The organism is Paenisporosarcina sp. P4_D4 (assembly GCF_056401835.1).
In genome coordinates this window covers 1-613 of the sequence record NZ_JBFUIO010000415.1, presented here as the reverse complement: position 1 = coordinate 613, position 613 = coordinate 1, and the positions used below count along the sequence as shown (strand labels likewise).

2 protein-coding genes are annotated in these 613 nt (G+C 31.6%); both read right to left on the bottom strand.

Features of this window, described 5'->3' with window-relative positions:
- On the bottom strand, positions 1-257 hold a 257-nt coding region (locus AC1DSL_RS19215), incomplete at its 3' end, for a DUF3139 domain-containing protein (protein ID WP_477533478.1).
- Between the two features lie 154 nt (positions 258-411).
- Positions 412-613: hypothetical protein (locus AC1DSL_RS19210; RefSeq protein WP_477533477.1), on the bottom strand; the 202-nt coding region annotated here is incomplete at its 5' end.

The following is a 613-nucleotide window of genomic DNA, read 5'->3' as shown; positions in this document are numbered from 1 at the left end:
CCATTATGTGCATAATAGATATATTTTACATATGGTTCATCTTCAAAAACTACAACGGTATAAAATGCTGGCATTTTAAATCCATATATTACTTCAATGGATTTTATTTCTTTCTTTTCATAACCTTCATCCAGTAGATAATTAGTTACCCTCTTTTCATAAATATCTTTAGTGTCTTGTATTTTTACAAAGGTAAAGAAAACCACAAATAGAACTATTACCAAAAATGTCACCATAATTATTTTCAACCTACTCAATATTCAAAACCCCTCTTATTGAATTCAATGGAATTCTTATTGAACTTACCTGCCCCGTTAGTTCAATAAGAAAAAGGGCTGTTTAAACAGCCCGATGATCTTTCACTAAAGCACCCGTTAGTTGAACAATCCTTACATTGTTGGAGTATCGCTTTTACCAAGATAAATCGTCAGCATGACCGACCTGGATTTTAAATGCCTTTAGGTCCAAATTGGATTTTACAATCATATCTTGATAAATCTTCTTTACTCCAGCTTTTTTTTGTTCCGTAACCACTTCGTTATCTGGAATTATAATAATAAGGCTAATATCATCTTTGGAATTAATCATTCCTGGCTGTTTGATAGCTATATCC